Origin of the sequence: Actinomyces timonensis, from assembly GCF_040702965.1 — a bacterium.
In the GTDB taxonomy this organism is placed as follows: domain Bacteria; phylum Actinomycetota; class Actinomycetes; order Actinomycetales; family Actinomycetaceae; genus Actinomyces; species Actinomyces timonensis_A.
On sequence record NZ_CP159989.1, the window covers coordinates 647,737 to 673,087 of the forward strand.

The 25,351-nt window shown below is 74.1% G+C and carries 20 protein-coding genes; 9 read left to right on the top strand and 11 right to left on the bottom strand.

Annotated features, from left to right (window positions below):
- The 3 genes from ABXS69_RS02825 to ABXS69_RS02835 all read left to right on the top strand — a co-directional run bounded on the left by ABXS69_RS02825 (window position 1) and on the right by ABXS69_RS02835 (window position 5,603).
- On the top strand, window positions 1-315 hold the full coding sequence (locus tag ABXS69_RS02825) for a WhiB family transcriptional regulator (protein ID WP_073451071.1): 315 nt from the start codon (window positions 1-3) through the stop codon (window positions 313-315).
- Window positions 312-1,592 (top strand): glycosyltransferase, encoded by a 1,281-nt coding sequence (locus ABXS69_RS02830; protein WP_366181084.1) that lies wholly within the window; start codon window positions 312-314, stop codon window positions 1,590-1,592. Before ABXS69_RS02825 ends, ABXS69_RS02830 begins: the two co-directional genes overlap by 4 nt.
- Window positions 1,593-4,085: 2,493 nt before the next feature.
- Window positions 4,086-5,603, top strand: a complete 1,518-nt coding sequence (locus tag ABXS69_RS02835) for a DUF5719 family protein (RefSeq protein ID WP_366181085.1) — start codon at window positions 4,086-4,088, stop codon at window positions 5,601-5,603.
- A gap of 51 nt (window positions 5,604-5,654) precedes the next feature.
- Here ABXS69_RS02835 and ABXS69_RS02840 read toward each other — a convergent pair whose 3' ends face one another.
- Window positions 5,655-6,116, bottom strand: coding sequence for a metallopeptidase family protein (locus ABXS69_RS02840; RefSeq protein ID WP_366181086.1), 462 nt, complete (start codon window positions 6,114-6,116; stop codon window positions 5,655-5,657).
- 94 nt (window positions 6,117-6,210) lie between these two features.
- Here ABXS69_RS02840 and ABXS69_RS02845 point away from each other — a divergent pair, with 94 nt between their 5' ends.
- Window positions 6,211-6,654, top strand: a complete 444-nt coding sequence (locus tag ABXS69_RS02845; RefSeq protein ID WP_366181087.1) for a DUF3499 domain-containing protein — start codon at window positions 6,211-6,213, stop codon at window positions 6,652-6,654.
- 111 nt (window positions 6,655-6,765) lie between these two features.
- Here the strand turns inward: ABXS69_RS02845 and ABXS69_RS02850 are convergent, their stop codons facing one another.
- A complete protein-coding gene (locus tag ABXS69_RS02850; RefSeq protein ID WP_366181088.1) occupies window positions 6,766-7,623 on the bottom strand; it encodes an RDD family protein in 858 nt (285 codons plus the stop codon).
- 3 nt (window positions 7,624-7,626) lie between these two features.
- On the opposite strand from ABXS69_RS02850, the gene ABXS69_RS02855 reads away from it, so the two are divergent.
- Complete coding sequence (locus tag ABXS69_RS02855; protein WP_366181089.1) at window positions 7,627-8,640, top strand: stage II sporulation protein M; 1,014 nt, start codon at window positions 7,627-7,629, stop codon at window positions 8,638-8,640.
- 107 nt (window positions 8,641-8,747) lie between these two features.
- Here ABXS69_RS02855 and ABXS69_RS02860 read toward each other — a convergent pair whose 3' ends face one another.
- The 5 genes from ABXS69_RS02860 to ABXS69_RS02880 form a co-directional block, all read right to left on the bottom strand.
- The gene (locus ABXS69_RS02860; protein ID WP_366181090.1) at window positions 8,748-10,040 is read right to left on the bottom strand and encodes a DUF58 domain-containing protein; all 1,293 of its coding nucleotides are present in this window, start codon (window positions 10,038-10,040) and stop codon (window positions 8,748-8,750) included.
- A gap of 70 nt (window positions 10,041-10,110) precedes the next feature.
- A complete protein-coding gene (locus ABXS69_RS02865; protein ID WP_366181091.1) occupies window positions 10,111-11,172 on the bottom strand; it encodes a MoxR family ATPase in 1,062 nt (353 codons plus the stop codon).
- On the bottom strand, window positions 11,169-12,383 hold the full coding sequence (locus ABXS69_RS02870; protein WP_366181092.1) for a DUF4350 domain-containing protein: 1,215 nt from the start codon (window positions 12,381-12,383) through the stop codon (window positions 11,169-11,171). The genes ABXS69_RS02865 and ABXS69_RS02870 overlap by 4 nt, the downstream gene beginning before the upstream one ends.
- Window positions 12,380-13,114 carry a DUF4129 domain-containing protein gene (locus tag ABXS69_RS02875; RefSeq protein WP_366181093.1) on the bottom strand — a complete coding sequence of 245 codons (735 nt, stop codon included), beginning with the start codon at window positions 13,112-13,114 and terminating at the stop codon, window positions 12,380-12,382. The genes ABXS69_RS02870 and ABXS69_RS02875 overlap by 4 nt, the downstream gene beginning before the upstream one ends.
- A gap of 30 nt (window positions 13,115-13,144) precedes the next feature.
- Window positions 13,145-14,317 (bottom strand): hypothetical protein, encoded by a 1,173-nt coding sequence (locus ABXS69_RS02880; RefSeq protein ID WP_366181094.1) that lies wholly within the window; start codon window positions 14,315-14,317, stop codon window positions 13,145-13,147.
- 191 nt (window positions 14,318-14,508) lie between these two features.
- Between ABXS69_RS02880 and mtrA the strand changes: the two genes are divergently transcribed.
- From mtrA to ABXS69_RS02895, 3 genes are read left to right on the top strand one after another with little or no spacing between them, the layout of a single operon-like run.
- Window positions 14,509-15,189 carry an MtrAB system response regulator MtrA gene (mtrA, locus tag ABXS69_RS02885; RefSeq protein ID WP_073451082.1) on the top strand — a complete coding sequence of 227 codons (681 nt, stop codon included), beginning with the start codon at window positions 14,509-14,511 and terminating at the stop codon, window positions 15,187-15,189.
- Between the two features lie 3 nt (window positions 15,190-15,192).
- Complete coding sequence (gene mtrB / locus ABXS69_RS02890) at window positions 15,193-17,004, top strand: MtrAB system histidine kinase MtrB (RefSeq protein ID WP_366181095.1); 1,812 nt, start codon at window positions 15,193-15,195, stop codon at window positions 17,002-17,004.
- A complete protein-coding gene (locus tag ABXS69_RS02895) occupies window positions 17,001-18,746 on the top strand; it encodes a GerMN domain-containing protein (protein WP_366181096.1) in 1,746 nt (581 codons plus the stop codon). Before mtrB ends, ABXS69_RS02895 begins: the two co-directional genes overlap by 4 nt.
- A gap of 59 nt (window positions 18,747-18,805) precedes the next feature.
- On the opposite strand, the gene raiA is transcribed toward ABXS69_RS02895, so the two are convergent.
- Entirely contained in the window at window positions 18,806-19,444 is a 639-nt protein-coding gene (gene raiA, locus ABXS69_RS02900; RefSeq protein ID WP_366181097.1) for a ribosome-associated translation inhibitor RaiA, read from the bottom strand.
- Between the two features lie 261 nt (window positions 19,445-19,705).
- Window positions 19,706-20,578 (bottom strand): phosphoribosyltransferase family protein, encoded by an 873-nt coding sequence (locus ABXS69_RS02905; RefSeq protein ID WP_366181098.1) that lies wholly within the window; start codon window positions 20,576-20,578, stop codon window positions 19,706-19,708.
- A 263-nt stretch (window positions 20,579-20,841) separates the two neighbouring features.
- On the opposite strand from ABXS69_RS02905, the gene secA reads away from it, so the two are divergent.
- On the top strand, window positions 20,842-23,661 hold the full coding sequence (gene secA, locus ABXS69_RS02910) for a preprotein translocase subunit SecA (protein ID WP_366181099.1): 2,820 nt from the start codon (window positions 20,842-20,844) through the stop codon (window positions 23,659-23,661).
- Between the two features lie 87 nt (window positions 23,662-23,748).
- Here the strand turns inward: secA and ABXS69_RS02915 are convergent, their stop codons facing one another.
- Together ABXS69_RS02915 and ABXS69_RS02920 are read right to left on the bottom strand one after the other, a co-directional pair.
- On the bottom strand, window positions 23,749-24,279 hold the full coding sequence (locus ABXS69_RS02915) for an Rv3235 family protein (RefSeq protein WP_366181100.1): 531 nt from the start codon (window positions 24,277-24,279) through the stop codon (window positions 23,749-23,751).
- Window positions 24,280-24,372: 93 nt separating this feature from the next.
- Window positions 24,373-25,239, bottom strand: a complete 867-nt coding sequence (locus ABXS69_RS02920) for a hypothetical protein (RefSeq protein WP_366181101.1) — start codon at window positions 25,237-25,239, stop codon at window positions 24,373-24,375.
- Between the last annotated feature and the right edge of the window lie 112 nt (window positions 25,240-25,351).

Here is a 25,351-nt window from a genome sequence, read left to right on the forward strand (position 1 = left end):
GTGTGGAACATCCTCGGCGACGGGCCTCTGGCGCTGCCCGATGATGCTGACGACGCCGCGATCATCCTTCTCTTCGGGGGTGGGGACGAGTCCGGCCCGCTGCCGTGGCAGGAGCGCGCGCTGTGCGCCCAGACCGATCCTGAGGCCTTCTTCCCGGAGAAGGGCGGCTCCACCCGCGAGGCCAAGCGCGTGTGCGCCAGCTGCGAGGTCCGCGAGGAGTGCCTTGAGTACGCCCTCGCCAATGACGAGCGCTTCGGCATCTGGGGAGGCCTGTCGGAGCGGGAGCGCCGCAAGCTCAAGCGCCGGGCCGTATGACCGCGCCGGGCCCCGAAGCCCGCTCGAGCGCCGAGAGCAGTCCCGGCGCCGGGGCCGGCCGCGCTCAGGATGAGACCCTCGCCGTCGTCGTGACCGCGGGGGTCACTGCCTTCCTGCCCCAGACACTGGTCGCGCTCACGGCGCAGACCGCCGTCCCGGCCGCCGTCCTCATCGTCGACGTCGCCTCGCGCGCCAACGGCCTGGGCGACGGCACCCCCGTCGAGGAGGCCGTGGAGGCCTCCGGCCTCGACCTCGTCACCGCCGTGCGCATCCTGCGCGCCCCCGCCGCGCCCACCCTCGGCGGCGCCGTCGCCCGGGGCCTCGCCCTCGCCCAGGAGCGGGCCGCGGCCCGGCCCCGCCCGGAGACCAGTGACCAGGATGAGGGCCGCCCGCTCCTCAGTCTCGACCTCGACCCCTCCGACGCCCAGTGGCTCTGGCTCCTCCACGACGACTCCGCCCCGGAGCCCGACTGCCTCGCCGAGCTCCTCCAGGCCGTCACCACCGCCCGCTCGATCGCGTTGGCCGGCCCCAAGCAGGTGGACTGGGACAACCCCCATCTGCTCCTCGAGGTCGGGCTGCGGGCCACGGGCTCGGCGCGCCGCGCGAACGACATCGCCCCCGGCGAGATCGACCAGGGGCAGCACGATGACCGCAGCGATGTGCTCGCCGTGGGCACCGCGGGCGCGCTCATCTCCCATCAGGCCTGGGAGGGGGTTGGCGGTGCCTCGCCCGACATGCCCCTGCTCTCCGAGGGCCTGGAGCTTCTCCCACGCCCTGCGGCTGGCCGGGCACAGGGTCGTCGTCGTCCCGAGCGCCGTCATCCGGCACCGGCGCGCCACCTACCTCGGCCTGCGCGGCGCCGAGGAGGGCGGCGCTCCCACCGACGCAGAGGAGGCCGCCGCCCCAGTGGATCCACCGGGACCCGACCGCTCCTTCCGGGCCCGCCGCACCGCCCAGCTGACCGCCTGGGCCACGATCTCGACCCGGCCCCTGCTCCCGCTGCTCGCCTGGATGATCCTCCTCGCCCTCGGGCGGGGGGCCTGGCGCCTGCTCACCAAGGACCCGGGCCTGGCGGGCGACGAGTTGGCGGCCGCTCTCACCGCCGCCTCCCGGCCCGCCCGCATCCGGCGCGGCCGGCGGCGCCTGGCCTCCTTCGCCGCCGTCCCGCGCGGCGTGCTCGCCGAGCTCTACCTCGACCCCGCCGAGATCCGCGCGGCCAGGAGGGACAGGGGCCGCCAGGAGCGCCAGCGCCTCGCCCGCGCCGCCGCGCCCAGTGAGCTCGAGCTGGGCGAGCTCGCGGTCCTGGCCACCCGCCGTCGGCGGACCCTGGGGGTCGTCCTGCTCCTGGCCGCCATCTGCGGCCTGGCCGCCCTGGGCGACGTGCTCACCGCCCGCGCCGTCATGGGTGGGGCGCTCGCCTCGCTCGGCGAGGACTGGCGGGCCCTGTGGGAGGCGGCCTGGAGCACATGGGCGGGCTCGGCCGACGGCTACCCCACCGCGATGACACCATTCCTCGCGGTCCTCGCCCTGCCGATGGCGCTGGCCGGCGCGGTGGGGATCAGCGGGGACATGCTCGTCCACCTGCTCCTGCTCGTCTCGCTGCCACTGGCCGCCGCCGGCGCCTGGTTCGCCGCGGGCACGGTCACCCGCCGCGTCGCCCTGCGGGCCTGGGCCGCCCTGACCTGGACGGCCGCCCCCAGCCTGCTGCTCGCCGCCGGGCAGGGGCGCCTGGCCTCGCTCATCGTCCACATCCTCCTGCCCTGGGCACTGGTGGCGCTGGCCCGCGCCGTCGGCGCCGACCGCCGTGATCGCGTGCTCTCGGGCCTCGCGGGAGCCCACCGCGTCTCCGACGACGAGCTCGCCCGCGCCGAGAGCATCAGCAGCGCCCGCATCGAGGAGCTCGGGGAGTTGGGCGAGCAGCATGGGCCCGAGGGCCCCGGGGCCGACGCCGATGAGGCGGACGAGGCTGATGCGGACGACACGGAGGACGGCATCGGGGCCCCGGCGGGGCGGCCCCTGTCCGAACGGCTGGCCGCCAGGATCCAGCAGGCGGCCGCCGCGGCCCGGGCCACCGCCGCCGTCGAGCACTACGGCCCCGGCTCCCCGACGGCCGCCGCCGTGGCCGGGCTGCTCCTGGCCGCCATCACCGCGGCAGTCCCCGCCACAGCCGCCGTCATCGTCCCCGCGCTGCTCCTGCTCATCGTCGTCAAGGCGCTCCAGCGGGCGCTCGGCCCCGTCCGGGCCTCCGGCGGGGCACGACGCCTCCTGCTGGCCCTCGTCCCGGCCGCCGTCACCCCGGCCCCCGTGTGGTGGCGCGCCTGGCAGCTGCGCGAGGCGGGCGACGGGGCCGCGGCGCTCCGTCTCCTCGTCACCGAGCCCGGCGCGCCCGTGGTCACCCCGGCGCCCGGCCGCGCGGACCTCCTCCTCGGCGCGCCCATCGACCTGGCCTCGCTCATCCCCGGCGCGCACGCGGTCCTGGCCGTCCGCCTCTTGCTCTCGGTCCTCCCGCTCCTCGCTCTCGTCGGCCTGCTGGCCTCCGGGCGCCGGGGCGGCAGAGCGCGCGCGGGCGCCCTCACGGCGATCGGAGCCCTCGCCCTCGCCGTCGTCACCACCGGGACCATCATCGGCACCGGCCTCGCGCCCAGCGGCGCCCGCATGACCGTGGCCGGCTGGCCGGGTGCCGCGCAGAGCCTCGCCCTGGCGGGGATGCTCGCCGCGGCCCTGGCCGGGGTCGACGCCGCCCGCGCCGCCCTGGTCCAGCGCTCCCACGGATGGTTCCAGATCGTTGCCCCGGTGGCCTGCGCGCTCGTCCTCGCCCCGCCCCTTCTGCTCGGCGGCGGATGGGCCCTCGCCGTCGCGCACGGCGACCGCGTCCCCGGCCAGGCGCGGGCCATCAACCCGGGGGCCCCCCTCATGGCCCTGCGGCCGGCAGCCCGGCAGATCCCGCTCATCGCCCGCGATCTCCAGCGCGCCCCTGAGGCCAACCGCGTCCTCGTCCTGGGCTCGACCGGGATCGGCGACGGATCGGTGCTGACCGCCTCCATCTGGCGCGGCGACGGTCTCCTGCTCACCGACGCGCTGCCCGAGCCCACCGGCGCCCGTCTCGACAGCCGCGCCGGCAGGCCCGCCTCAGCGGGCTCGGCCGTGGACGGGGCCGCGGACCTCGCCGACGCCGCCGATTCCTCACTGGCGGCGGCTATCGCCGACGCCGTCGAGGGCCAGGGCAGGACCGTCGCCGACCAGCTCTCGGCGCACGGCATCGGCGTCGTCCTGCTGGCCATCAGGCAGGGTGATGAGGCCACGGCCTCTGCCCGCGCCGGACTGGCCTCCACCCCCGGCTTGGAGGAGCTCGCGCGCACGGACGCCGGCGTCTCCTGGCGCGTCAGCCCCAGCGATGCCGCGCGGTCGGCGCGCGCCGTCCTCCTCGAGGCCGCCGACGGTGATGCCCCGAGCGCCTCCACCGTCCCGTTCTCCGGCCAGGGCGCCACCACGACCATCCCCGACTCCGCCTCCGGGGGCGACCGCGTGCTCGTGCTCGCCGAGCGTGCCGATCCCGGCTGGAGCGCCACCCTCAACGGCGAGCCCCTCCAGGCCACCACCCGGACCGATGGCCGTGGCCAGTGGCAGCAGGCCTTCCTCGTCCCCGCCAGCGGCGGCGAGCTCACCCTTACCCACTCCTCTCCCGACGAGCGGATCCTCGCCGTCGGCATCGTGACGGTCTGGGCGATCACGGCCCTGGCCGCGCTCCCGCTGCGCCGTAGGAGGTCCGCATGAGCCCCCGTCTCAGCCTCGGGCCGAGCCCTGCTCGACGCGCCGCCGGATTGGGCGCCGGGGCCCTCCTCCTCGCGGGCGCCGTCGCCCTGGCGGCCTGGGCTGGCCCCGCTCCCGCGGCGCCCAGCCGGGAGGTCGGCGCCGTCGCTGTCGACGCGCCCGCCGGGACCGTTGCCTACGGCTGCCCCGCCGCCCCCGCCAACACGCTCGGCGGCGTCGATACGCGGCAGGCCGCCACGACCACCACGATCTTCCCCGTCGGATCGCCCGCCTCGCTGAGCTACGCGGGCGGGGCGGTGGATGCCGCGCCCTCCTCGCCGACGACGCTCACCGGCTCCCAGGGCTCCGGCGGCGGAATCCTCACGGCCGCCCCCGCCAACGACTCCAGCCCCGCCGGCGCCGCCGGCGTCGTCACCTCGGCCACCGATGCGGGGGACCTGCGCGGGCTGGCCGCCGCGACCTGCGCGCCCGCCCGCTCCGTCGCATGGATCGTCGGGGGCTCGACCGCTCTCGGCTCCTCCGCCGAGCTGCGCCTGACCAACCCCGGCGTCACCACCGTGACCGCCCGCGTGCGCCTCTACGGCTCGGCCGGGGCGATCTCCCTCCCCTCCAACGGCGAGGTCGTCGTCGGGCCGGGGAAGACCTCGTCCCTCCTCCTGGAGTCCGCTGGCGCCGCCGATCCGAGGATCGCCCTGTCCGTCGAGTCCGACGGCGGGAGCATCGTCTCCACCCTCGTCACCGAGGGCCTTGACGGTGAGACTGCCGCCGGGGTGGAGATGCTCACCCCGGGCGCCGCGCCCGCCACCGAGCAGACCATCCCCATGGTGGCCATGGCGAAGGCCGCGGAGCAGGGCTCCGAGCCCGTGGGCGGGGCGGAGTCCTCCGACGAGCCCGTCCTGCGCGTGGTCAACCCCGGGGGCACGACGGCCACCGTCTCGGTCGCGCTCTCCGGCAGCGCCGGCCCCTCCCCACTGCCCGGCGCGCAGGCGGTCACCATCGATCCCGGCTCCGTCTTCGACATCACCCTGACCGGCGTCGACCCCGGCGTGTACGGCATCCAGGTCACCTCCGACGCTCCCGTCAGCGCCGCCGCCAGGATGGTCCGCGTCGGCGGCGAGCTGCCCGCGGGCTCCGGCGCTCTCGTTCACGACGTCGCCTGGATTCAGGCGGCCCCACCCGGCGCTCTCGCCTCCGCGACGGCCCTCATGCCCCGCGACGGCGTCTCGCCGGGGCTCGTCATCTCCTCGACGGCGAGCGAGGCCAGGACCGTGGACCTGGCCAGTCCCGATGGGTCGTGGTCGACCACCGTCGACGTCCCGGCGGGGTCGAGCGTGACGGCCCAGGTGCCGACAGGGGTGAGCGCCGTGCGGCTGAGCGCCGCTAAGCCCGATGGCCTGGGCGCCGCCGTGCTGCTCAACCGCAAGGCCTCGGGGGATGCGGCCGGTCCGCTCATCGCCGTCCTGCCGGTCATCGCCGACTCCGCCTCGCAGGCCCCCACGCGGATCAGCCTCGGCTGACCGGCCCCGGGCGAGAGGGGCTCCGCCGGGGATCGCGGCCCGGGCGGGGCGTCAGAAGGAGTCCGGATCGATCTCCTCCGGACGGCGGCCCATCATCGTTGAGACCTGTTCGACGACGACGTGGCGAACGAGCGCGCGCAGCTCGGTGATGTCCCGGGTCCGGGAGACCACGGGCCGGCGGTAGACCACCACCCGTCCGGGCAGCCCCGCGCGGGGCTCCGGCGCGAAACCGCGCCCCAGGACGATCCCCGGCTCCCAGGGAGCGGGGTCGGAGGGGGGGACCTCCTCGACGGCGAACTGCACATCCGCGACGAAGGGGTGCCTCCGGGCCAGATCGTCGGCGACCTCGATGACCAGGGCGTCGAAGCGCTCGGCGCGGGTCCGCCAGGCCGGCAGCACCGGGGGCATGAGCGGGCCGCGCAGGCCGTGCCCGTGACGGTCCCGGTGGCGCCTGGCCGACCTCGGGGCCGGGGCCGGGAGGGCTCGGGGACGGGAGGAGCGGGAGCGTCTCACGCGGCCACCATACGTGCCTCGCCGAGGGGCGGCCGCGCGCGCCCCGCCGTCGCCCGGAGTGATTCCCGGTGGCCGGGCGCGATAACCTGCGCTGGTGAGGAATGTGAGGAGCTGCCGGAGGCCCGGCTGCGAGAACCCTGCTGTCGCGACGCTCACGAGCGTCTACGCGGATTCCACGATCGTCATCGGACCACTGTCGACGGAGCGCCGGCCCGAGGCCTACGACCTGTGCTCCAAGCACGTCGAGTCCTTCACCGCCCCCAGGGGCTGGCAGATCATCCGGTTGGCCACCGAGTTCGCTCCCGCGCCGCCGTCGGAGGACGACCTGCTCGCCCTGGCCGATGCCGTCCGCGAGGCCTCGCGAGCCCCCAGGCCCCCGGCCCGTCCCGCCGAGCGCGTGGGCCGCCCCGGCGGAATCATGCCGGCCCCGCTCACCCATGATCCCGACGTCCTGCCCGACCGCCTCACGGGTCTCGGGGACGGGGAGATCGCCCGCCGCGGCCATCTCCGGGTCCTGCGCGGCGAGAAGGAGGACTGACCCCCTCTTCTTCCCTGCGAGACCGGTCGAAAATAGGAGCGAGACCGGTCCACGGACCGGTCTCGCCCATAAGGAGGGGTGATGGGTGGTTGAGGAAGGTGGGATTCCCCCCTACTCGCCGACGCCGTGGGGCAGGAGGGCCATCCGGGCGCGAGTCGACTCGGCCACTTGGCGGTCCTTCCATGCCAGGGCGAGCTCGCGATCCCGCCGCTCCGCCAGCATGGCCGCGAGGAATCTCTCCGGGTGCGTGCCCTCCGGTGGCGGGGGCGAGACGCTGGAGGAGATGCTCGCGGCGAGCTCGGCGCCGATCCGTTCCCGCGAGCGGGGCTCGACCGTCGAGGCTCGCTGCAGGAAGGTCCGCGCGACCAGCGCCAGGTCCCCAGGCAGGGCGCGCAGATCAGCCCGCTCCGCCCAGGACGCGAGCTCGGGCGGCATGAGGATCGGCGGTGCCGCGGCCGTCTCCACCTGATCACGGACCACGTAGGTCCCCGCGAGCAGATCCCCCAGCCGCTTGCCGCGCCTGGTCACGGCGCACGAGGCGATCGCCAGCGTCGCCAAGGCGGTGTAGATCTCGAAGATGCCCACGAGTGCGCGGACCAGGGAGTGCCGCAGCCTCACGGCACCGCCATCGTCCCGCACCACTCGCAATCCCAGGACCCATCGGCCGACGGAGGAGCCCCGCGAGACGGTTTCGATCGTCAGCGGAAGGACGATGAGCCAGGTCAGGAGGAGGAGTGAGAGCGTGATGATGGTCGGTGGGTCCAAGACCGCCGCGCTCACGGGCCGGAGGGACAGGAGGGTGATGAGGGACAGGACGAGCCCGACCATCACCAGGCCGTGGTCGATGAGGCCGCTGAGCATCCGCACCGCGGCCGAGGCCGGGGCGGCGTCGAGGAGCACCGCCTCGCCCGTGACGATCCGGACCTCCTCCATCATCCGCTCGGATGAGGCCGCCGTTTCATCCTCCATGCCATGCTCCTAACCGTGGATATCGATGCCTTCACCGCCGCGCACCGCGATGAGTGGGAGCGGCTGGACGCCCTGGTCGCGAGACGCCGCCTGAGTGGCGCCCAGGCCGATGAGCTCGTGATCCTGTACAGGATCGCCGCGCAGCACCTGTCCCGGCTGAGAGCGTCCGCGCCCGACCCTCAGCTCATCGCCGAGATGTCGGCGCGGGTGGCCCGAGCGAGGGGGCGGATCACCGGCGCTCGGGAGATCCGGGTCGGGGACATCACCCGCTTCCTCACGGAGACGATCCCCCTCGCCCTCTACCGGGCTCGCTGGTGGGCCATCGGCGTGGGGGCCGCGTTCACGATGATCGCCGTCATCGTCGGCGTGTGGACCCTGCGCAGCCCGGAGGCCATGGGCGCCCTCGGGACGCCCGGCGAGCTGGACAGGTACGCCGGCCAGGGCTTCGAGGACTACTACTCGGCCTACGACGCCCACGAGTTCTCCGCCCTGGTGTGGGCCAACAACGCCCAGATCGCGGCGATCTGCGTCGCCGCGGGCATCACCGGTGTCGTGCCCGCCTGCCTCGTGCTCGTCAACGCCATGGCCCTCGGCCAGGCCGGCGCCGTCATGGCCGACCATGATCGCCTCCTGCAGTTCCTCGCGCTCATCATCCCGCACGGACTGCTGGAGCTGACCTGCGTGTTCTTCGCCGGCGGCGTGGGCCTCAGGCTCTTCTGGACCCTTCTTGCCCCGGGGCCGCGCTCTCGTGGACGGGCGCTCGCCGAGGACGGCCGGCTGCTCATCACCGCCGCGGTGGGGCTGACGGGAGCGCTCGCCATCGCCGGGCTCCTGGAGGGCTTCGTCACCGCTTCCCAGATCCCTTGGCCGCTCAAGGCGGCGCTGGGGCTGCTCGCCCTGGCGGTCATGTGGGCCTACACGCTCGTCCTGGGGCGCCGCGCCGAGCGCGCCCTCGCCGATGGCGACGACGCCGTGCTCATCGATGAGATGGGCTACGCCGCGCCCGAGGCGGGCTGAGCGGCGGGCGCTTCCCCCGGGCGCGATGCCCGCAGGGCGCCATGCTCGATCCGGCCGCGCCGTCAGCGCCGGGGGAGCGCTCGGCGCTCTCATGCCCGTCGCCGCCGTCATAACCGCCCCGAGGCCTTGAGCGCGAGGTAGGTGTCGGCCAGGGCCGGTGGCAGCCCGGCAGGATCGGCCTGGACGACCTCGGCTCCCGAGCGGGCCAGGCGAGCGCGCACCGCGTGCTGCTCCACGAGCTCGCTCTCGGCGGCGGCGGCCGTGTAGACGGAGACGGCGTCGCCCCTGTCCTCCCGCAGCCCGGCGAGCCCGGGGTCGAGGGCCGAGGCGATGATGAGCGCGTGGTCCTTGGCCAGCGTGGCGGTCGCGCGCAGCATATCCGCGTCAGTGGCGGAGCCATCGATGCCGGTCAGGATGACGACGAGCGACCTCTGGGGGAGCAGCCGCCGCACTGCTGAGGCCAGCAGCGACCAGTCCGTCTCCACCAGTGAGGCGTCGAGAGGGGCGAAGGCGTCGGCGAGCGAGCTCATGAGGGAGGCGCCCGACGCGCCCCGCACCTGGGCGCGCACAGCGCTGTCGACGGCGAGCGCGTCCACGCGGTCACCGGCGCGCGAGGCCAGGGCGGCCAGGAGCAGGGCGGCCTCCATCTGGGAGTCGAGCCGGGGCGCGTCCCCCAGCCTCGCCGCCGCCCGGCGCCCGGTGTCCAGGACGATGAGGACGCGGCGGTCCCGCTCGGGGCGCCAGGTCCGCACCACGACCTCCCCTCGGCGCGCTGTCGAGCGCCAGTCGATGGAGCGCGCGTCGTCGCCGACGACGTACTGGCGCAGTGAGTCGAACTCCGTCCCTGCGCCGCGCACCATGACGGCGCTGCGCCCATCCAGCTCGCGCAGGCGGGCGAGCTTGCTGGGCAGGTGGTGCTGGGAGGCGAAGGGCGGCAGCACCCTCAGGCGCGCGGGGGCGGCCAGGGAGGCCTGGCGCCCGGCGAGCCCCAGAGGACCGATCAGCCGCACGGTGACGAGATCGGCCCGTCGATCCCCGCGCCGCGTGGGTGTGAGCGCGGTGCGGGCCCGGCGCCGCTGCCCGGCCGGGATCGTCATCCGGCAGCGCTCACCGGTGGCCCCGGCCGACGGCGCCCAGGCGTCGCGGACCTCGGCCGCCGCGGTCCGCGAGCCGGTGTTGGTCACGGTCAGGGTGGAGATGGCGGTCTCGCCGAGCATGATGGCGCCGTCGAGGCTCCGCTGGACGCGCAGATCGCGCGGCGACGCGGCCAGAAGCGCGTCGGCCCCCACCGCGATCACGGTCGCGGCCAGGACGACCACGATGGTCGCGGGCCGGGGCCAGATCAGGCCGGGGAGAGCGCCGAGGGCGAGGACGACGGCCGTGCGCCGCGCTAGGAACATGGCGGCTCTCCCCTCAGCGGCGCCGTGGAGGGCGGGAATCGATGAAGCACCCGGGGCTCGCGCATCGGGCTCAGCGGGGGACGGGGACGGAGCGCAGGACGCCGGTGACGATCGCCTCCGCCGTCACGCCCTCGAGCTCGGCCTCTGCTCGCAGCTCGATGCGGTGGCGCAGGACGGGCAGAGCCAGCGCCTTGACGTCGTCGGGGGTGACGAAGGCGCGCCCTGAGAGCCAGGCCCAGGCGCGCGCGGCCGCGAGCAGGGCGGTCGAGCCACGGGGGGAGACCCCCAGGGCCACCGAGGGCGCCTCGCGCGTGGCGCGCACGAGATCGACGATGTATCCCAGGACCTCCTGGGAGGCGCCGACGTCGCGCACCTGCTCGCGGGCCGCGAGGAGATCGGTGAAGCCGGCGACCGCCGTCAGGCCCGCGCTCGCCAGATCACGGGGGTCGAAGCCGCCGGCATGGCGCCTCAGGACCTCCACCTCCTGACCGCGCTCGGGCAGGGGCAGGACGAGCTTGAGGAGGAATCGGTCCAGCTGGGCCTCGGGCAGCGGGTACGTGCCCTCGTACTCGACGGGGTTCTGGGTGGCGATCACCATGAAGGGCGAGGGCAGGGGGCGGGGATCGCCGTCGACGCTCACCTGGCGCTCCTCCATGGCCTCCAGGAGGGCCGCCTGCGTCTTGGGGGGAGTGCGGTTGATCTCGTCAGCCAGCAGCAGGTTGGTGAAAACAGGGCCCGCGCGGAAGGAGAACTCGGTGCTGCGGGCGTCGTAGACGAGGGAGCCGGTGACATCTCCGGGCATGAGGTCCGGCGTGAACTGCACGCGCTTGGTATCGATCTCGAGGGCCCGGGCCAGGGAGCGCACGAGCAGCGTCTTGGCCACGCCGGGCACGCCCTCGAGCAGGACATGACCGCCGGCCAGGAGGGCGATGACCAGCCCGGTGATGGCGGCGTCCTGGCCGACCACCGCCTTGCCGATCTCCGATCGCAGGGCGACGAGGCGGGAGCGGGGGTCGGGGCCGGCGCTCTCCGCCCTCCCAGCGCCTCCGGGGGCCCCCGGGGCCCCGGGCGGGACCGGCGCCGCGGGGCGGCTATCGGCCTGATCCGGTCGGCCGGTGTCAGTGGTGCTCATGATGAGTGGACCTCGCTCTCGAGTCGGTCGAGCTGGGCGGCCAGGTCCGCGAGGGACCGGTCGTCGGGGGGCGTGGGGCCGTAGAGGACGCGGTCGACGTCGGCCGGCCGCAGGCGCCCGTCACGGCACAGGGCGTCGATGAGCTCGCCTCGCCCAGCGCCCGTGGGCAGCCCGAGGCGCTTGCCGAGGCGCAGGGCCGTCCCCGCGCGCAGGGCGGTGGCGGCACGGCCACGGTCCCGGGCCCGCCGGTAGAGGCGGCCCCTGCCGATCGTGGTCTCCGTGGAGCGCGCGATGGCGGGCAGGTCCTCGACGACGACGCGTCCGAACCGGCGGCCCTGGACGACGGCCAGGGCGAGCGCCGCGATGGTCAGCTGTGCCAGGACGACCGGCAGGAAGCGGGGAACCGATGGCTCGTCCCAGATGCTCCGGCCCTGCGCCTGGGCGGCGTCGTACCACACGACGCGCTTGGAGGCGCCGATCGCGCGGATCGCCAGCGCCGCGTTCCCCTCATCGGTCAGGTGGGAGTTCATCGCGGTGTCGGGCCAGGCCAGGACGCGCAGGGTCCCGCCTGAGGGGAGCGGCGCCGTGGCGTAGCCGTACATGCCGTCGGCGACGGGGAAGCAGCCCGTGGCCCCCTCCGCGCCGCCCAGCCCCACCGATCCGCGCCCGGCCTGGATGGTCCCCGCGGCCTGGGCGTCGACGTCGCCGCACTGGGCGCTGACGGCGGCGCCGGGGGCGGCGCTGACGCCGCTGGGCGTGAGCTCGGTGAGCCCCCCGAGGTCGTTGTAGAGGGCGCCGAGGACGACGACGTCGCCGCCGGCCGAGGCGAGCCGCTCCCGCTCCTCGGCGCTGAGGCGCCCGGCGTTGATGAGGACGACGGTCGCGCCCTCGGCTGAGGCCTCGCGCGCGGCGCGCGCGCTGGAGACGGCATCGACCTCGACGCCCCACTCGCCCACGAGGGCAGCGAGGGCCCGGGCCCCATTCGGGCGCGGGTTGTCTAAGGCCAGCGGCGCGGTCGACTCAGTGGGCTTGAGGGCCTGGGCGAGGAGGACCAGGACGAGCATGGCGAGCAGCGTCAGGAGCCCTGGCCTCCAGGAGCGCAGGCGCTGACGGATGGTCGCGCCGATGACCTGGTCCCCGCCCGCCGGCCCCGGCTCCGGGGACGATGGGACGGGGCCCGCGGTCCTGGGGAGCCTCCCGACGGGGGTCATCGGCGCTCCCCGCTCGCGGTCGCCGCGTCAGCGGGGCGTCCGGCGCGGACCCGGGCGCCCGGCCGCGCGCGGCCCGCCTGGGCCTCGACGTCGCTGGCCAGGGCCCGCATCCAGGCGTCCTTGTCCGGGCTGGCCAGCACGTCCCCGTAGCGAACGGCGTCGAAGAGGCGGGCGCCGGAGTGGAGGCCGGTGGACAGCCCGGGCAGCGCGCTCGCGGCGAGCCCGGCCGCCTCGTGCGCGGTCAGCCCCGGGTGGTCCTCGAGGATGGAGAGCTCATCGAGGAGGCGGATGATCGCTCGGAAGCGGTCGACGACCGCGGTGGCGAAGTCGCCCCGATCAGCGGCGAGGTCCGCGGCGCTGGTCAGGGCGGCCGCGTCGCGGTCGTCCTCGTGCAGCGGGCCGCGGGCCTCGCCGCCGAGCCTGGCGATCGTGACCCGCCTCGCCATCACGCCGATGACGACGACGAGGGCCGCCAGCGCGAGGACCACGATCGTCACGGAGGCCCACGGCGGAATGCCGGGGATGACCGAGTCGGGATCGATGTGGTGCTGGATCCAGCGCCACATCGCCGTCAGCGGGTCGACCCTCTCCGCGTAGGCGGGCTTCGCCAGCTCGCGCCGGGCCGCCTCGCCGGCCTGCGAGGCATCCGGCGTCGCCGGTGGGCTCCCCGCCCGGGCGAGCGCCCTCGACGCCTCCCAGCCCTGGATGGCCGTCGGCTCCAGCGCGATCATGCGTGATCCCGTCACCGCTCCGCCATGGGCTCAGGCCTGGGCCGCGCGGCGCAGCTCGACGTCGAGGCCCTCGCCCCGCATGCGCAGATCGATGTAGATCAAGGCGGATACCGCGGCGCTGAACGGGAGGACGATCGCCTGGACGAGATCGGTCAAGAAGGCCTGCAGGGCCGCCATGAGGGGGAGCGCGCTGGCCCCCACGAGCACGTTGGTGGAGGTCAGTAGGGAGATTGGGAGCCCCAGCAGGCTCGAGGCGGTGCCGGCGATGAGCGCCGCCAGCAGGAGGGCGCCGAGCACGCGCCAGGAGGACCCCCGGCTCAGGCGCCAGGAGCGCTTGAGCGACTCGATGATCCCGATGTCCTCCAGGATGAGCGCGCTGGGGGCGCAGGTGAAGCGGACCAGGAACACCCAGGACAGCGCGATGGCCAGGATCGCGACCGCGAAGGCGGTCAGGATGATGAGCAGGGACAGGGCCGGCGGGAGGGACGGGCCCACGTCCTTGATGATGCCGTAGACCACCAGGAGGGCCGCGCCCCCGAGGACCACGACGGCGCCCACGGAGATGAGGCCGATGAGCACCGACTGCCCGATGAGGGCCCACATCCGCCCCTTGACCCGGCTCCACACCTCGCTCGCGCTCACGACCCTGCCCAGGACGGAGCGGGAGACGGTCATGATGAGCAGCCCGGACAGCACGGTCGTCGCCAGGAAGGTCAGGATGAGCGAGCCCAGCTGGCCGAGCAGGAGGGAGGGCAGCCGCGCCCAAGCCTCCTCGGGGGTGAGGGCCTCCCCCGTCCCCGGGTCCGGGATGATGGGGAGGCGGAGGTCCCCGAAGGAGTAGGTGGCGACGGCGTTGATCGCGCCGACGACCGCCATGGTCAGCAGGGCCGGGAGGAACATCGCCCTGGGATTGGCGCGCATCGACTCGAAGGCGCCGGAGATGATGTCCCCGATTCCCAGCGGCCGCAGGGGGATGATGCCCGGCTTGGGGGCCACGAGGAAGCCCTGGGCGCCCCAGTGGGGATCGCCGGCCATGCCCTCGGCCGACGGCGCCTGGCCGGCGGGCGGGGTCCCGTAGGCACCATAGGCGGGCCGCGCGGGAGCGCCGCTCGCGCCCGGCGCCGGCCGCTCGCCGCCGATGCCCCCGGGGTCCTCGGCATCGGGCTGAGAGGGGGGCAGCCAGTCACTGCTGTCATCGCTCATGCCCCCATGCTGTCACGCGCGGCGCGGCGCTCTCCTCCATCCGGAGGAGGAATTGAGGGGGCCTCGGCCATGGGCCGCGCAGAGGAGCCCCGGCCCTCAGAGGACCTGGGAGGCCCTCGCATATCACAAGGAGGAATCAGTCGGGGTGTCAGCGTGTTCCCAGGTGGGATGGTCGTGCCAAGATACGCCCCATGAGCACCAGTATCCTCGTCGTGGATGACGACACCGCCCTGGCCGAGATGATCGGGATCATGCTCGAGGCTGAGGAGTGCACGCCGTCGTTCTGCACGGACGGCTCGCGGGCGCTCGAGGCCTTCCGCGAGAACACACCGGACCTGGTGCTTCTCGACCTCATGCTCCCCGGCCTCGACGGCGTCGAGGTATGCCGCCTCATCCGCGCCGAGTCCGACGTCCCCATCATCATGCTGACAGCCCGCACCGACACGATGGATGTCGTGGCCGGGCTGGAGGCCGGCGCCGATGACTACGTCACCAAGCCCTTCCGCTCCAAGGAGCTTCTCGCCCGCATCCGCACCCGCCTGCGCCGGGGCGTCGACCCCGTGGCCGAGCACGTGCGCGCCGGCGACCTCGATATCGACGTCGCCGGGCACGAGGTCCGCCGCGGCGATCAGCGCATCGCCCTCACCCCCCTCGAGTTTGACCTTCTCCTGGCCCTCGCCCGCACCCCCTGGAAGGTCTTCACCCGCGAGGAGCTCCTGGAGAAGGTCTGGGGCTACCGGCACACCGCGGACACCCGGCTCGTCAATGTGCACGTCCAGCGCCTGCGCGCCAAGATCGAGCAGGATCCCGAGCACCCGACCATCGTCCTCACGGTCCGCGGCGTCGGGTACCGCGCCGGCGACGCCCGCTGACCCGTGCGCTTCCGGCGCGCCCGATGGCGCCCGACCCTCCTCTTCCGGCACAGCCTCGTCGCCAGGATGACCCTGGGCGCGGTCATCATCGGGGCCCTGGCCACCGCCATCCTGCTGAGCATCGTCAACATCACCATCCACCAGAACGTCTTCAACGACCGGCGCGACGCGATCCTGGCCAACGCGCAGCAGCGCATCGCCGCCGCCCAGTCGGCCCTGGCGACGACGACGGCCTCCACCTCCGAGGAGGTCTCCGCGGTCATCCAAGCCGAGTTATCGGGTATCAGCGACTACGCGTCGGGCGCCGGGGTGATCGGAGCCGTCGTCCAGGGCAGTGGGGAGTCGTCATCGGTGGCCATCAACACCCTGGCCACCGACGACCGTCTGATCGGCCTCATCACGGATCGCATGGAGCGTGAGGTCCGCAATGGCCGGGCCGGCCGGCGCTACTGGCAGTCCGTGAGCGTTCCCGGGGAGCGTGCCGGAACCGTGGCCGGGATGGTGGTCGGATCGCGCGTCTCCATGCCGCTGGCCGGGGACTACGAGCTCTACATCGTCTACTCGCTGGAGTCACAGCAGCAGGTGGTGGACACGGTCCAGCGCTCCGTGGTGCTCACAGGGGTCGGCTTCCTCGCCATCATCATCCTGGCGGTGGCGGTCTTCACCTGGCGCGTCCTCATCCCCGTGCGGCGGACCTCCCTGGCCGCCAAGCGCCTGGCGGAGGGGCGCCTCGATGAGCCCCTGGCCGTCAACGGGGAGGACGAGCTCGCCGCCCTGGCCACGTCCTTCAACATGATGGCGGAGTCCATCCAGTCCCAGATCGACCGGCTCAACGCCATGTCCGTCTCCCAGCAGCTGTTCGTCTCCGACGTCTCCCATGAGCTGCGCACCCCGCTGACCACGATCAAGATGGCGGCCGAGCACATCTTCGAGCTCCGCGAGGAGATCGAGGACCCCCTCGTGCGCCGCGCCGCGGTGCTGCTGCACGGCCAGGTCGACCGCTTCCAGACGATGCTCACCGACCTGCTCGAGATCTCCAGGATCGACTCCGGGCGGGTCACGCTGCGCTCGGACGAGGTGGACCTGCGCGACCTGCTGTCCGGCGTCCTGGAGGACAACGAGGTTCACATCCAGTCCTCGGGCTGTGAGATCCGCCTCCAGGTCCCCGATGAGCCCGTCACGGCGGAGGTCGACTCCGTGCGCGTCCAGCGGATCCTGCGCAACCTCATCCTCAACGCGATCGAGCACGCCGAGTCCGACCCGATCGATATCACCATGGCGGTCAACGACGACGCCGTCGCCGTGCGCGTGCGCGATCACGGCGTGGGCATGAGCCCTGACGTGGTCGGGCGCGTCTTCGACCGCTTCTACCGCGCCGATCCCTCCCGCAAGCGCACCCTGGGGGGCACGGGGCTCGGCCTGTCGATCTCCGCCGAGGACGCCCATCTCCACGGCGGCTCCCTCCAGGCGTGGGGGTGGCCCGCTGACGGCGCCTCCTTCCTCCTCACGCTCCCGCGCGAGCTCGGCGAGGGCGGGACCCCCGGCCATTACTCCGAGCCCGGCCCCCTGCCCTGCATCCCCGACGACGCGCCCGCCGTCGCGCGCGTCAAGCCCCGCCGCGCCCCCGAGGCCGTCACCGGGACCGTCCTCGGGCCCGGGCCCGTCTCGCGCCGCTCGGCGCGCCCCCACGGGGACGGGGAGGAGCCCCTGGCCGTCGCCGACGCCCCCGTCACCCCGGGGCACGTCACCGTCATCGCCCCCGGCCAGGCGCCCACGGCCCGAACCCCGGAGGTGTCCGGCGGGAGGACGTCGTGAGCGCGCCGCGCGACGCTCGCGACTCGGCCGTTCCCGCGCGCCTCCCGAGCCGGCGCGCGGCCATCGCGATGCTCGCCGTCGGGGGAGCGGGCTCCCTCGCGGCATGCTCCAGCCTCCCCAAGGAGGGGGACGTCTTCCTGTCCGGCGCCGTCGACGAGGGCGGCGGCGTCCTCGTCCAGACGGCTCCCGGCCCCGTCGACGGCGCGGACCCCGTGGCGATCGTCGAGGGATTCCTACGGGCCTGCACCGCCGGGCTCTCCGACGGCTTCGCCACCGCGCGCGAGTTCCTCGTCGATAGCGCGGCCGACTCATGGCAGCCCATGACCCCCCTTCTGCTCGCCTCCGGCACTGAGCCGCTGACCGTGCGCCGCACGGACGACGGCGGGGTCGCCATCTCCGGGAGGGTGGAGGGCAGCCTCGACTCCACTGGGGTGCTGAGCGCTCAGGGCCTCGACTACTCCGAGGCCCTCACCCTCGTCACCACGGCACGGGGGCAGTGGCGGATCGCCTCGCCACCGCCGGGCGCCATCGTGCAGGGCTCCGTGCTGCGCACCGCCTTCACCCAGCAGAGCATCACCTTCCTCAACGCCGCTCGCGACCGCCCCGTCCCCGACCCCCGCTGGCTGTCGCGCAAGCGCTTGGAGGAGGCCGCCCTCGAGGCGCTCCTCATGGGGCCCGCCGCCTGGTTGAAGGACGTGGCGACCACCGCGATCCCCAGCGGGACGAGGCTCCAGGACGTCAAGGTCGTGGACCGGGTGGCCACCGTGCGCCTGCGCGCGGACGCCTCCTCCTGGGGCCCCGAGGCCCAGGCGCTCGCCGTCGCCCAGATCACCGCCACCATGAAGGAGGTGAGCGGGATCGACACCGTCATCGTCATGGCCGGGGATCAGCGGCTCGCCGCGCAGGTCACCCCCCTCGACGCTGTCGTGGAACCGGGCGCGGTCGTGGGGATGAGCGGCGGCGCGGTGGTGCGCGGCACGAGCACGACCCGCGCCGTGCTCATGCAGCCCTCGACGCTGGGCACCGCGGGCGCCCGGCACCCCTCCCTGGGGGTCGATGGGGGCGTGTGCGTCGTCTCGGGTCCCAGCATCCTGAGAATCGGGCCCGGTGGGACCCAGGCCGCCTCGATCCTGTCCGTCGGCGACTCGCCCGAGGACGCCGTCGACCTCCTCCCTCCCCGCCAGGACAGGCGCCGCTGGATATGGACGGCCAGCCAGGGCAGGCTCATCGTCGTCGACGCGCGGGGCGTGCGGGCGGAGGTGGCCGCTGCCTGGCTCGGTGGCCGCGGCGTGATCAGCATGGACATCTCGGCGGAGTCGGACCGGATCGCCGTGCGTCATCGCGATGCCGCCGATCCCTCCAACCAGTCCGGCGAGCGAGTGGATGTCGCGGCGATCATCCGCGACGGGGAGGGGCGCCCCACGCGCCTGGGCGATCCGTACCCCGTGGCCGGCCTGACGGGGCAGGGCGCCCATGAGCTCGCCTGGTACTCGGGCACCGAGCTCATCACCATCGAGCCGTCCCAGGACGGCCAGGGCACTCCGAGCCTCGTGATCGCCTCGCTGGGGGGCTTGGAGGCCTCGCGTTCCCCGGGCCCGCCCACCGCCAGCGGGATCGCTGCCAACCGCCTCAATCAGACCCTGCTGCTCTCGGACTCCGACGGCCAGCTGTGGAGCAGGGCCTCGGGGACGTGGCGCGTCATCTCGACCACCGTCACGGACGCCGGCTACCCCATCGTGTGACGGCGCCGCTCACCGGGCCCGAGCCCGCTGGGCCCGCCGAGCGGCCGGGCCCAGCGCTCTTAGAGCACCTGGGCGTCGAGGCGGATGACGCCGTATGTCCAGCCGTGGCGGTGGTAGACCGCGCAGGGCTGCCTGGTGGACTTCTCAATGAACACGTAGAACGGGTGGCCGACGAGCTCCATGTGGTCCAGGGCCTCCTCCACGGTCATCGGCGTGGCGTCGTGGAGCTTCTGGCGCACGATGACGGGGGAGTCCCCCAGCTGGGACTCGACGGCGACGCCCTTCTCCGTGGGCACCCTCGGGGCCTCGTCGGCCTTCTCGGCCTCATCGGCGGCCTCGGCCCTCTCCTCCACCACGGGGAGGTCCTTGGGGGCCGGAGCCGTGTCGGTGCGGTGGTGGTCCTTCTTGCGGTCGCGGGCGCGGCGCAGCCTCTCGGTCAGCTTCCCCATGGCGATGTCGAAGGCGGCGAATCGGTCGGAGGAGCTGGCCTCGGCGCGGATGACCGGGCCCTTGGAGATGACGGTGATCTCCACGCGCTCGGCGGTGTCCGCCTGGCGCGGGTTGCGCTCGTGGGTGACCTCGACCTCGACGCGCTGGACGCGGGGGTCGAACTGCTCGACCTTGGTGGCCTTCTCCTCGATGTAGTCGCGCAGGCGGGGACTGATCTCAGCGTTGCGGCCGACGACGGTGATGTCCATGGTGGAACCTTTCTGGGACCTGGGCGGCCCGGGAACCGGGACCCGATGCGATGGGCGCCCGCCGCGCCTCGCGGCGGGCTCTGGAGCGGTGGTCTCACCTCCTGCGCGTCGCGGGGAGCGCTGCTCGGCGTCCTCGTCGGCGGAGCAGATCCTCCGTCGGACCCTATGCGCCCCGTGTGCCTTGTGACACACAATCTACACCATTCGGGCTCGCGCCCGGGGGAGTCCATGCCCGCGATCGCCCCGGGCGGAAGGGGCGGATCAGAGCCTCTTCGCGGCTGCGCGCCTCCTCTGCTCCGCCTCGCCCGGCGGCCCTGCGGGGGCGGGAAGCCGCGCGGCAGGGCGGGCCGGGGGTGGCGTCGCCGCCAGGACGAGGGCCCCGAGCGGCCGGGCGCCAGCGCCTCTCAGCGCCGCCGCGCAGGAGCGCAGCGTGGAGCCCGTGGTCACGACGTCGTCGACGATGAGCGCGTCCCAGCCGCTGGCATCCGCGAGGACCCGGGGAGGGGCTTGGCGGTTGTGGCGGCGCTGCGCTGCCGACAGGCCGGCCTGGTGCGCGCCGCGCAAGGCGCGGCCGCTCTCCCGCCGCAGGATGTCCGCGCTGACGATCAGCGGGACGGGGCCGCCCGCCCCGCCAGGAGGGGGCGCCGGCGCCCGCGCGATCCCCTGAGCGACGGCGTCGGCCAGGGCCGCCGCCACGAGCCTGCCGCGTGCCCGGCGCGCGATCCCGGAGGGGGCGGGGACCACGATGAGCCGCGGGGGAGCGGGCGCCCCGGTGCCGCTCCCGTCCCCCGGCCACTCGGAGAGCGCGGCCCACTGCTCGCCCGCGCGAGCCCCGACGGCGGCCATCACCGGCGCGAGGTCCTCCCGCGCCCCGTTCTTCCAATTCAGGATGAGGGCGCGGCCGGGGCCGGCGTAGGCCAGGACGGCGTGGACGCGCAGCTCCTCCGCCGCCGGCGCGCTCGCGACCTCGGCCAGGGGCGCGTCCAGGAGCGCGGCGCATCCGGGGCACAGCGCCGTCTCCCAGCGGCCGCAACCCGCGCAGGCCTCGGGCAGCGCGAGGCCCAGGGCCGTGGGGAGGGCGGCGAGCCATGCCCGCGGCCCCGGCGGTGATGCCGGTCGTGCCAGTGGTGCCATGGCACCAGTCTCGACGCGCGGGCGCGCCGAGGATGAGGCTCTCCCACGAGGGGCGCCGGGAGGGCGGCGCCGCGCGCCCTGTGGTTCCCCGCGGTCCGCCGTGCCGGCCGTGCCGGGTCTCGGTTTGGGGAGGAGGGCTCGATCGCCTTGGGGAGCGGGGCGGGGGTCCACTAGCATGTGCAAGGCCCGCGCCCTCGGCCCATCTGGACTCATCCAGCGCCTCGGGGCTGGGTGGCCCATCCACGTCCAAGGGAGTAAGCAGCGTGTCGATCGTCGACCGGATCCTTCGCATCGGCGAGGGACGAACCCTCAAGAGGCTCGACGCCCTCGCGACCCAGGTGGAGGCCCTCGCCGACGCCTACAGCGAGTTCACCGACGAGGAGCTTCGCGACGCCACTGACGAGCTCAAGAAGCGCTACGACGAGGGCGAGACCCTCGACGAGCTCCTGCCCGAGGCCTTCGCCACCGTCGCCGAGGCCGCTGAGCGGGTACTGGGCATGCGCCCCTACCACGTCCAGCTCATGGGCGGCGCGGCCCTGCACCTGGGCAACATCGCCGAGATGAAGACCGGTGAGGGCAAGACCCTCGTCGCCACCCTGCCCTCCTACCTGCGTGCGCTGACCGGCAAGGGCGTCCACGTGGTCACCGTCAACGACTACCTCGCCGAGTACCAGTCCGACCTCATGGGCCGCGTCCACCGCTTCCTCGGGCTGACCACCGGATGCATCCTGACCGGTCAGACCCCCGCCGAGCGCCGCAAGCAGTACGCCTGCGACATCACCTACGGCACCAACAACGAGTTCGGATTCGACTACCTGCGCGACAACATGGCCCAGCGCCCCGAGGACCTCGTCCAGCGCGGGCACGCCTTCGTCATCGTCGACGAGGTCGACTCCATCCTCATCGACGAGGCCCGCACCCCGCTCATCATCTCCGGGCCCGCCACCGGGGACGTCAACAAGTGGTACAAGGAGTTCGCCACCATCGCCGAGCGCCTGAGCGCGGGCAAGGACTACGAGGTCGACGAGAAGAAGCGCACCGTGGGCGTCCTGGCCCGCGGCATCGAGCGCGTCGAGGACTACCTGGGCATCGACAACCTCTACGAGTCCGAGAACACCCCCCTCATCGGCTTCCTCAACAACTCCATCCGCGCCAAGGAGCTCTTCCACCGGGACAAGGACTACATCGTGCGTGACGGCGAGGTCCTCATCGTCGACGAGCACACCGGTCGCGTCCTGCCCGGGCGCCGCTACAACGAGGGCATGCACCAGGCCATCGAGGCCAAGGAGCGCGTGGAGATCAAGGCTGAGAACCAGACCCTGGCCACCATCACCCTGCAGAACTACTTCCGCCTCTACCCCGAGGGCTCGCGCTGCGGCATGACCGGCACCGCGGAGACCGAGGCCGCCGAGTTCGCCGGCACCTACAAGATAGGCGTCGTCCCGATCCCCACGAACAAGCCGATGATCCGCGTCGACCAGCCGGATCTCGTCTACACCAACGTCAAGGCCAAGCTCATCGCCGTCGTCGACGACATCGAGGAGCGCCACGAGGTCGGCCAGCCCGTCCTCGTGGGCACCACGAGCGTGGAGAAGTCCGAGCAGCTCTCCAGCATGCTCACCGAGCGCGGCATCCCCCACGAGGTCCTCAACGCCAAGCAGCACGCCCGGGAGGCCGCCGTCGTGGCGCTCGCCGGGCGCAAGGGCGCCGTCACCGTGGCCACCAACATGGCCGGCCGCGGTACCGACATCATGCTGGGAGGCAACGCCGAGCACATCGCCGTAGCCGCCCTCAAGGAGGCCGGCCTCGACCCGGAGGAGGACTCCGAGGAGTACGAGAAGGCCTGGCCCGCCGCCCTGGCGGCCGCCAAGGAGGCCTGCTCGGCGGAGCACGACGAGGTCGTCGAGCTCGGTGGCCTCTACGTCCTGGGCACCGAGCGTCACGAGTCCCGCCGCATCGACAACCAGCTGCGGGGCCGATCGGGCCGCCAGGGAGACCCCGGCGAGTCCCGCTTCTACCTGTCCATGGAGGACGACCTCATGCGCATGTTCGCCTCCGGCGCGGCCCAGCGCATCATGGCCTCGGGCGCCTACCCTGACGACGTCCCCCTGGAGTCCAAGATAGTCTCGCGCGCCATCGCCTCGGCGCAGCGCCAGGTGGAGTCCCGCAACTACGAGATCCGCAAGAACGTCCTCAAGTACGACGACGTCATGACCGAGCAGCGCGAGAAGGTCTACGACGAGCGCCGCCGCGTGCTCGACGGCGAGGACCTCGAGCCGCAGATGGCCAACTTCCGCTCCCAGGCGGTGGAGGCCATCGTGGGCGCCCACACCGCCGAGGGGCGCCCTGACGAGTGGGACCTGGGCGCCTTGTGGAACGACCTGGGTCACCTCTACCCGGTGGGCCTGACCGCCGAGGAGCTCGAGGGCGCCGTGGGCGGCATCGACCGCCTCACCCCCGAGCGCCTGGCCACCGAGTTCACCGAGGACGCCGCCGTCGCGTACGAGGACGTGGAGGCCCAGATGGAGGGCAACGCCCTGGCCCACGTCCAGCTCGGCGACGAGCCCATGCGCGCCTTGGAGCGCCGGGTCCTGCTCGCCGTCGTCGACAAGCGCTGGCGCGAGCACCTCTACGAGATGGACTACCTCAAGGAGGGCATCGGCCTGCGCGCCATGGCCCAGAGGGACCCGCTCGTCGAGTACGCCAATGAGGGCGCCCACATGTTCAAGGCGATGATGGAGGGGATCCGGGAGGAGACCGTCGAGCAGGTCTTCGCCAACGCGGCCCGCTTCAAGGCCGCCGCCGAGCGCGCCGAGGCCGACGGCACCGCCGATGCCGCCCGCATGGTGGCCGCCGCCGACGCCACCGCCGCCGTGGGCCGCCTGCGCGGCACCGTGATGGGGGACATGGGGCAGGAGGCCATGAGCCAGCGGATCTCCTACTCCGGGCCCGCTGAGGACGGCGAGGCCACCTCCGCCACGGGCGGCGGGAGCCCCGCGGCCGAGTCGAGCGACGACGATGCCCCCCAGGGCGCCAACCGCGCCGAGCGCCGCTCCGCCAAGAAGAAGCGCAAGCGCCGCTGACGCGCGCCACTGCCCCGGCGGTGAGCCCCGCGGCAGCGCGGTGGCAGAGCTGAGGCCCGCGCCCCCGACTCCCTAGGGGCGCGGGCCTCAGATCACCTCCAGGCTCGCCAGCACCCACTTCTCCCGGCGCGGGACGAGGCGGGCGGCCGCCGCCCGGACCCGGTCCCCGCAGTCGAGGAGCACTGTGGCCTCGCAGTCCCCGTGGGCGGTGGGCTGGGTGTGAACGGAGCGGATGACGGGCCCGCGCCTGCGGGCCGCGCCCGAACGGCGCTGGGCGAGCCCCGCGCGCCGCATGAGGGCGTCCATGAGGTCCGGCTCCGTCCAGCGGTCGAGCTGGTTCGGCGCGCGCAGGCCGAGGAGCACTTCGACGGCCGCGGTGATGAGGACGCGGGCCGCGCGGGAGGCGTCGGCGCTCGCGGCCGTGCCCGCGTGATCCCCGCCCGGCAACCGGGAGGGCGCTGAGGCGCTGCTCGATGATCGGGCCGACGGGGGCAGGGGGTCCCTCTCCGCGCCGTTGACGACGCGGCGCGCCGCCCTCGCGGGAGCGAGTGTCGAGGCAAGCGCATGGGTCCGGCGCAATTCGAGGGACGGGGCGGGGGCTTCGAGGAGGGCGCTCATGACGGGCTCCGTTTCATCGTCGGTGATGGATGGATGCGCGTGTCAGGGCTTCGCGGGAGAGCGGGGAGGGCGGTGACGGAGCGGGTGGCGTGATCAGCCTTGCCCCGGGGGAGCGAGGTCCTCGGGGACGGTGAGCCTCTGGCCGGGGTGGATGAGGCTGGGCTCGGAGCCGATGGCCCCCTCATTGGCCCGGTAGAGGAGGGGCCAGGCCCGGGCGATGTCCGCCGCGGATGCCCGGGGCCCGAGCCTCTCGGCGCTGATCGACCACAGGCTCTGGCCGGGCTCGACGACGAGCGCGTCCTCTTCCCCGGTGCCGGCCGAAGGAGCGCTGCCCGCGTCCCGCGTGGGACCGGCGGCGTCCTCCTGGGGTCGCGGGCTCCCGGCCCCCTGCCCGCCGTCCCCGCTGCTCGTCGGCTCCCCGCCCTGGCTGGGAGGCTCCGGGGCGAGTGGTGCCGCTGACGGCGCGGACGGCGGGTCCCCTACCAGGTCGGGCGCGGGCGTTGGCGCTGAGGGGCCCGTTGCGGGCGAGCCCGAGGACGCCGGGGTCGCCGTGGGCCCGGTCTGGCTGCTCGTGGGCTGCCAGCCCAGGTACGGCGCGTCCGGGCCGGGGGGCTCTGATGCCGCCGCCGGCGCGGCCACCATGCCGGCCAGCAGCGCGCCTACAGCGATCCTGCGGACCAGGGGCGCGCCCCAGCGCTCCACGGCAGTGCGGGCGAGACCGCTCGTGGGCATCCGGGTCGCCGCGATCGCGACCACCGCGGAGAGCAGGTGCCAGGCGGCTCCGAGCGATCCGAGGCCGCCCAGGGCCGCCACCAGGGCCGAGCTGAGCTCGGCGCGGCCCCACCGGGAGGGGGCGGCGCGCAGCAGGACGCCCACGGCGTCCGTGCTGGCCAGGGCGAGAGCGACGGTGACAGCGGCACTCACGGCGGCCATGAGAAGGAGGCGGCGTTCGACGGTCATGCTCCCACCTCTTTAAGATCATGTTTGATGATGTTTAAGGATGCATGATTGTGTGAGATGCGTCAAGAGGTTGGTGTGGAGTCTCGTTGATCCTACCTGTTGCCCCGCCGCT

Coding starts and splice junctions, on each gene's coding strand:
- ABXS69_RS02830 (WP_366181084.1), top strand. CDS start 312: ATGACCGCGCCGGGCCCCGAAGCCCGCTCGAGCGCCGAGAGCAGTCCC.
- ABXS69_RS02835 (WP_366181085.1), top strand. CDS start 4,086: ATGAGCCCCCGTCTCAGCCTCGGGCCGAGCCCTGCTCGACGCGCCGCC.
- ABXS69_RS02850 (WP_366181088.1), bottom strand. CDS start 7,623: ATGGAGGATGAAACGGCGGCCTCATCCGAGCGGATGATGGAGGAGGTC.
- ABXS69_RS02855 (WP_366181089.1), top strand. CDS start 7,627: ATGCTCCTAACCGTGGATATCGATGCCTTCACCGCCGCGCACCGCGAT.
- ABXS69_RS02860 (WP_366181090.1), bottom strand. CDS start 10,040: ATGTTCCTAGCGCGGCGCACGGCCGTCGTCCTCGCCCTCGGCGCTCTC.
- ABXS69_RS02865 (WP_366181091.1), bottom strand. CDS start 11,172: ATGAGCACCACTGACACCGGCCGACCGGATCAGGCCGATAGCCGCCCC.
- ABXS69_RS02870 (WP_366181092.1), bottom strand. CDS start 12,383: ATGACCCCCGTCGGGAGGCTCCCCAGGACCGCGGGCCCCGTCCCATCG.
- ABXS69_RS02875 (WP_366181093.1), bottom strand. CDS start 13,114: ATGATCGCGCTGGAGCCGACGGCCATCCAGGGCTGGGAGGCGTCGAGG.
- ABXS69_RS02880 (WP_366181094.1), bottom strand. CDS start 14,317: ATGAGCGATGACAGCAGTGACTGGCTGCCCCCCTCTCAGCCCGATGCC.
- mtrA (WP_073451082.1), top strand. CDS start 14,509: ATGAGCACCAGTATCCTCGTCGTGGATGACGACACCGCCCTGGCCGAG.
- raiA (WP_366181097.1), bottom strand. CDS start 19,444: ATGGACATCACCGTCGTCGGCCGCAACGCTGAGATCAGTCCCCGCCTG.
- ABXS69_RS02905 (WP_366181098.1), bottom strand. CDS start 20,578: ATGGCACCACTGGCACGACCGGCATCACCGCCGGGGCCGCGGGCATGG.
- ABXS69_RS02915 (WP_366181100.1), bottom strand. CDS start 24,279: ATGAGCGCCCTCCTCGAAGCCCCCGCCCCGTCCCTCGAATTGCGCCGG.
- ABXS69_RS02920 (WP_366181101.1), bottom strand. CDS start 25,239: ATGACCGTCGAACGCCGCCTCCTTCTCATGGCCGCCGTGAGTGCCGCT.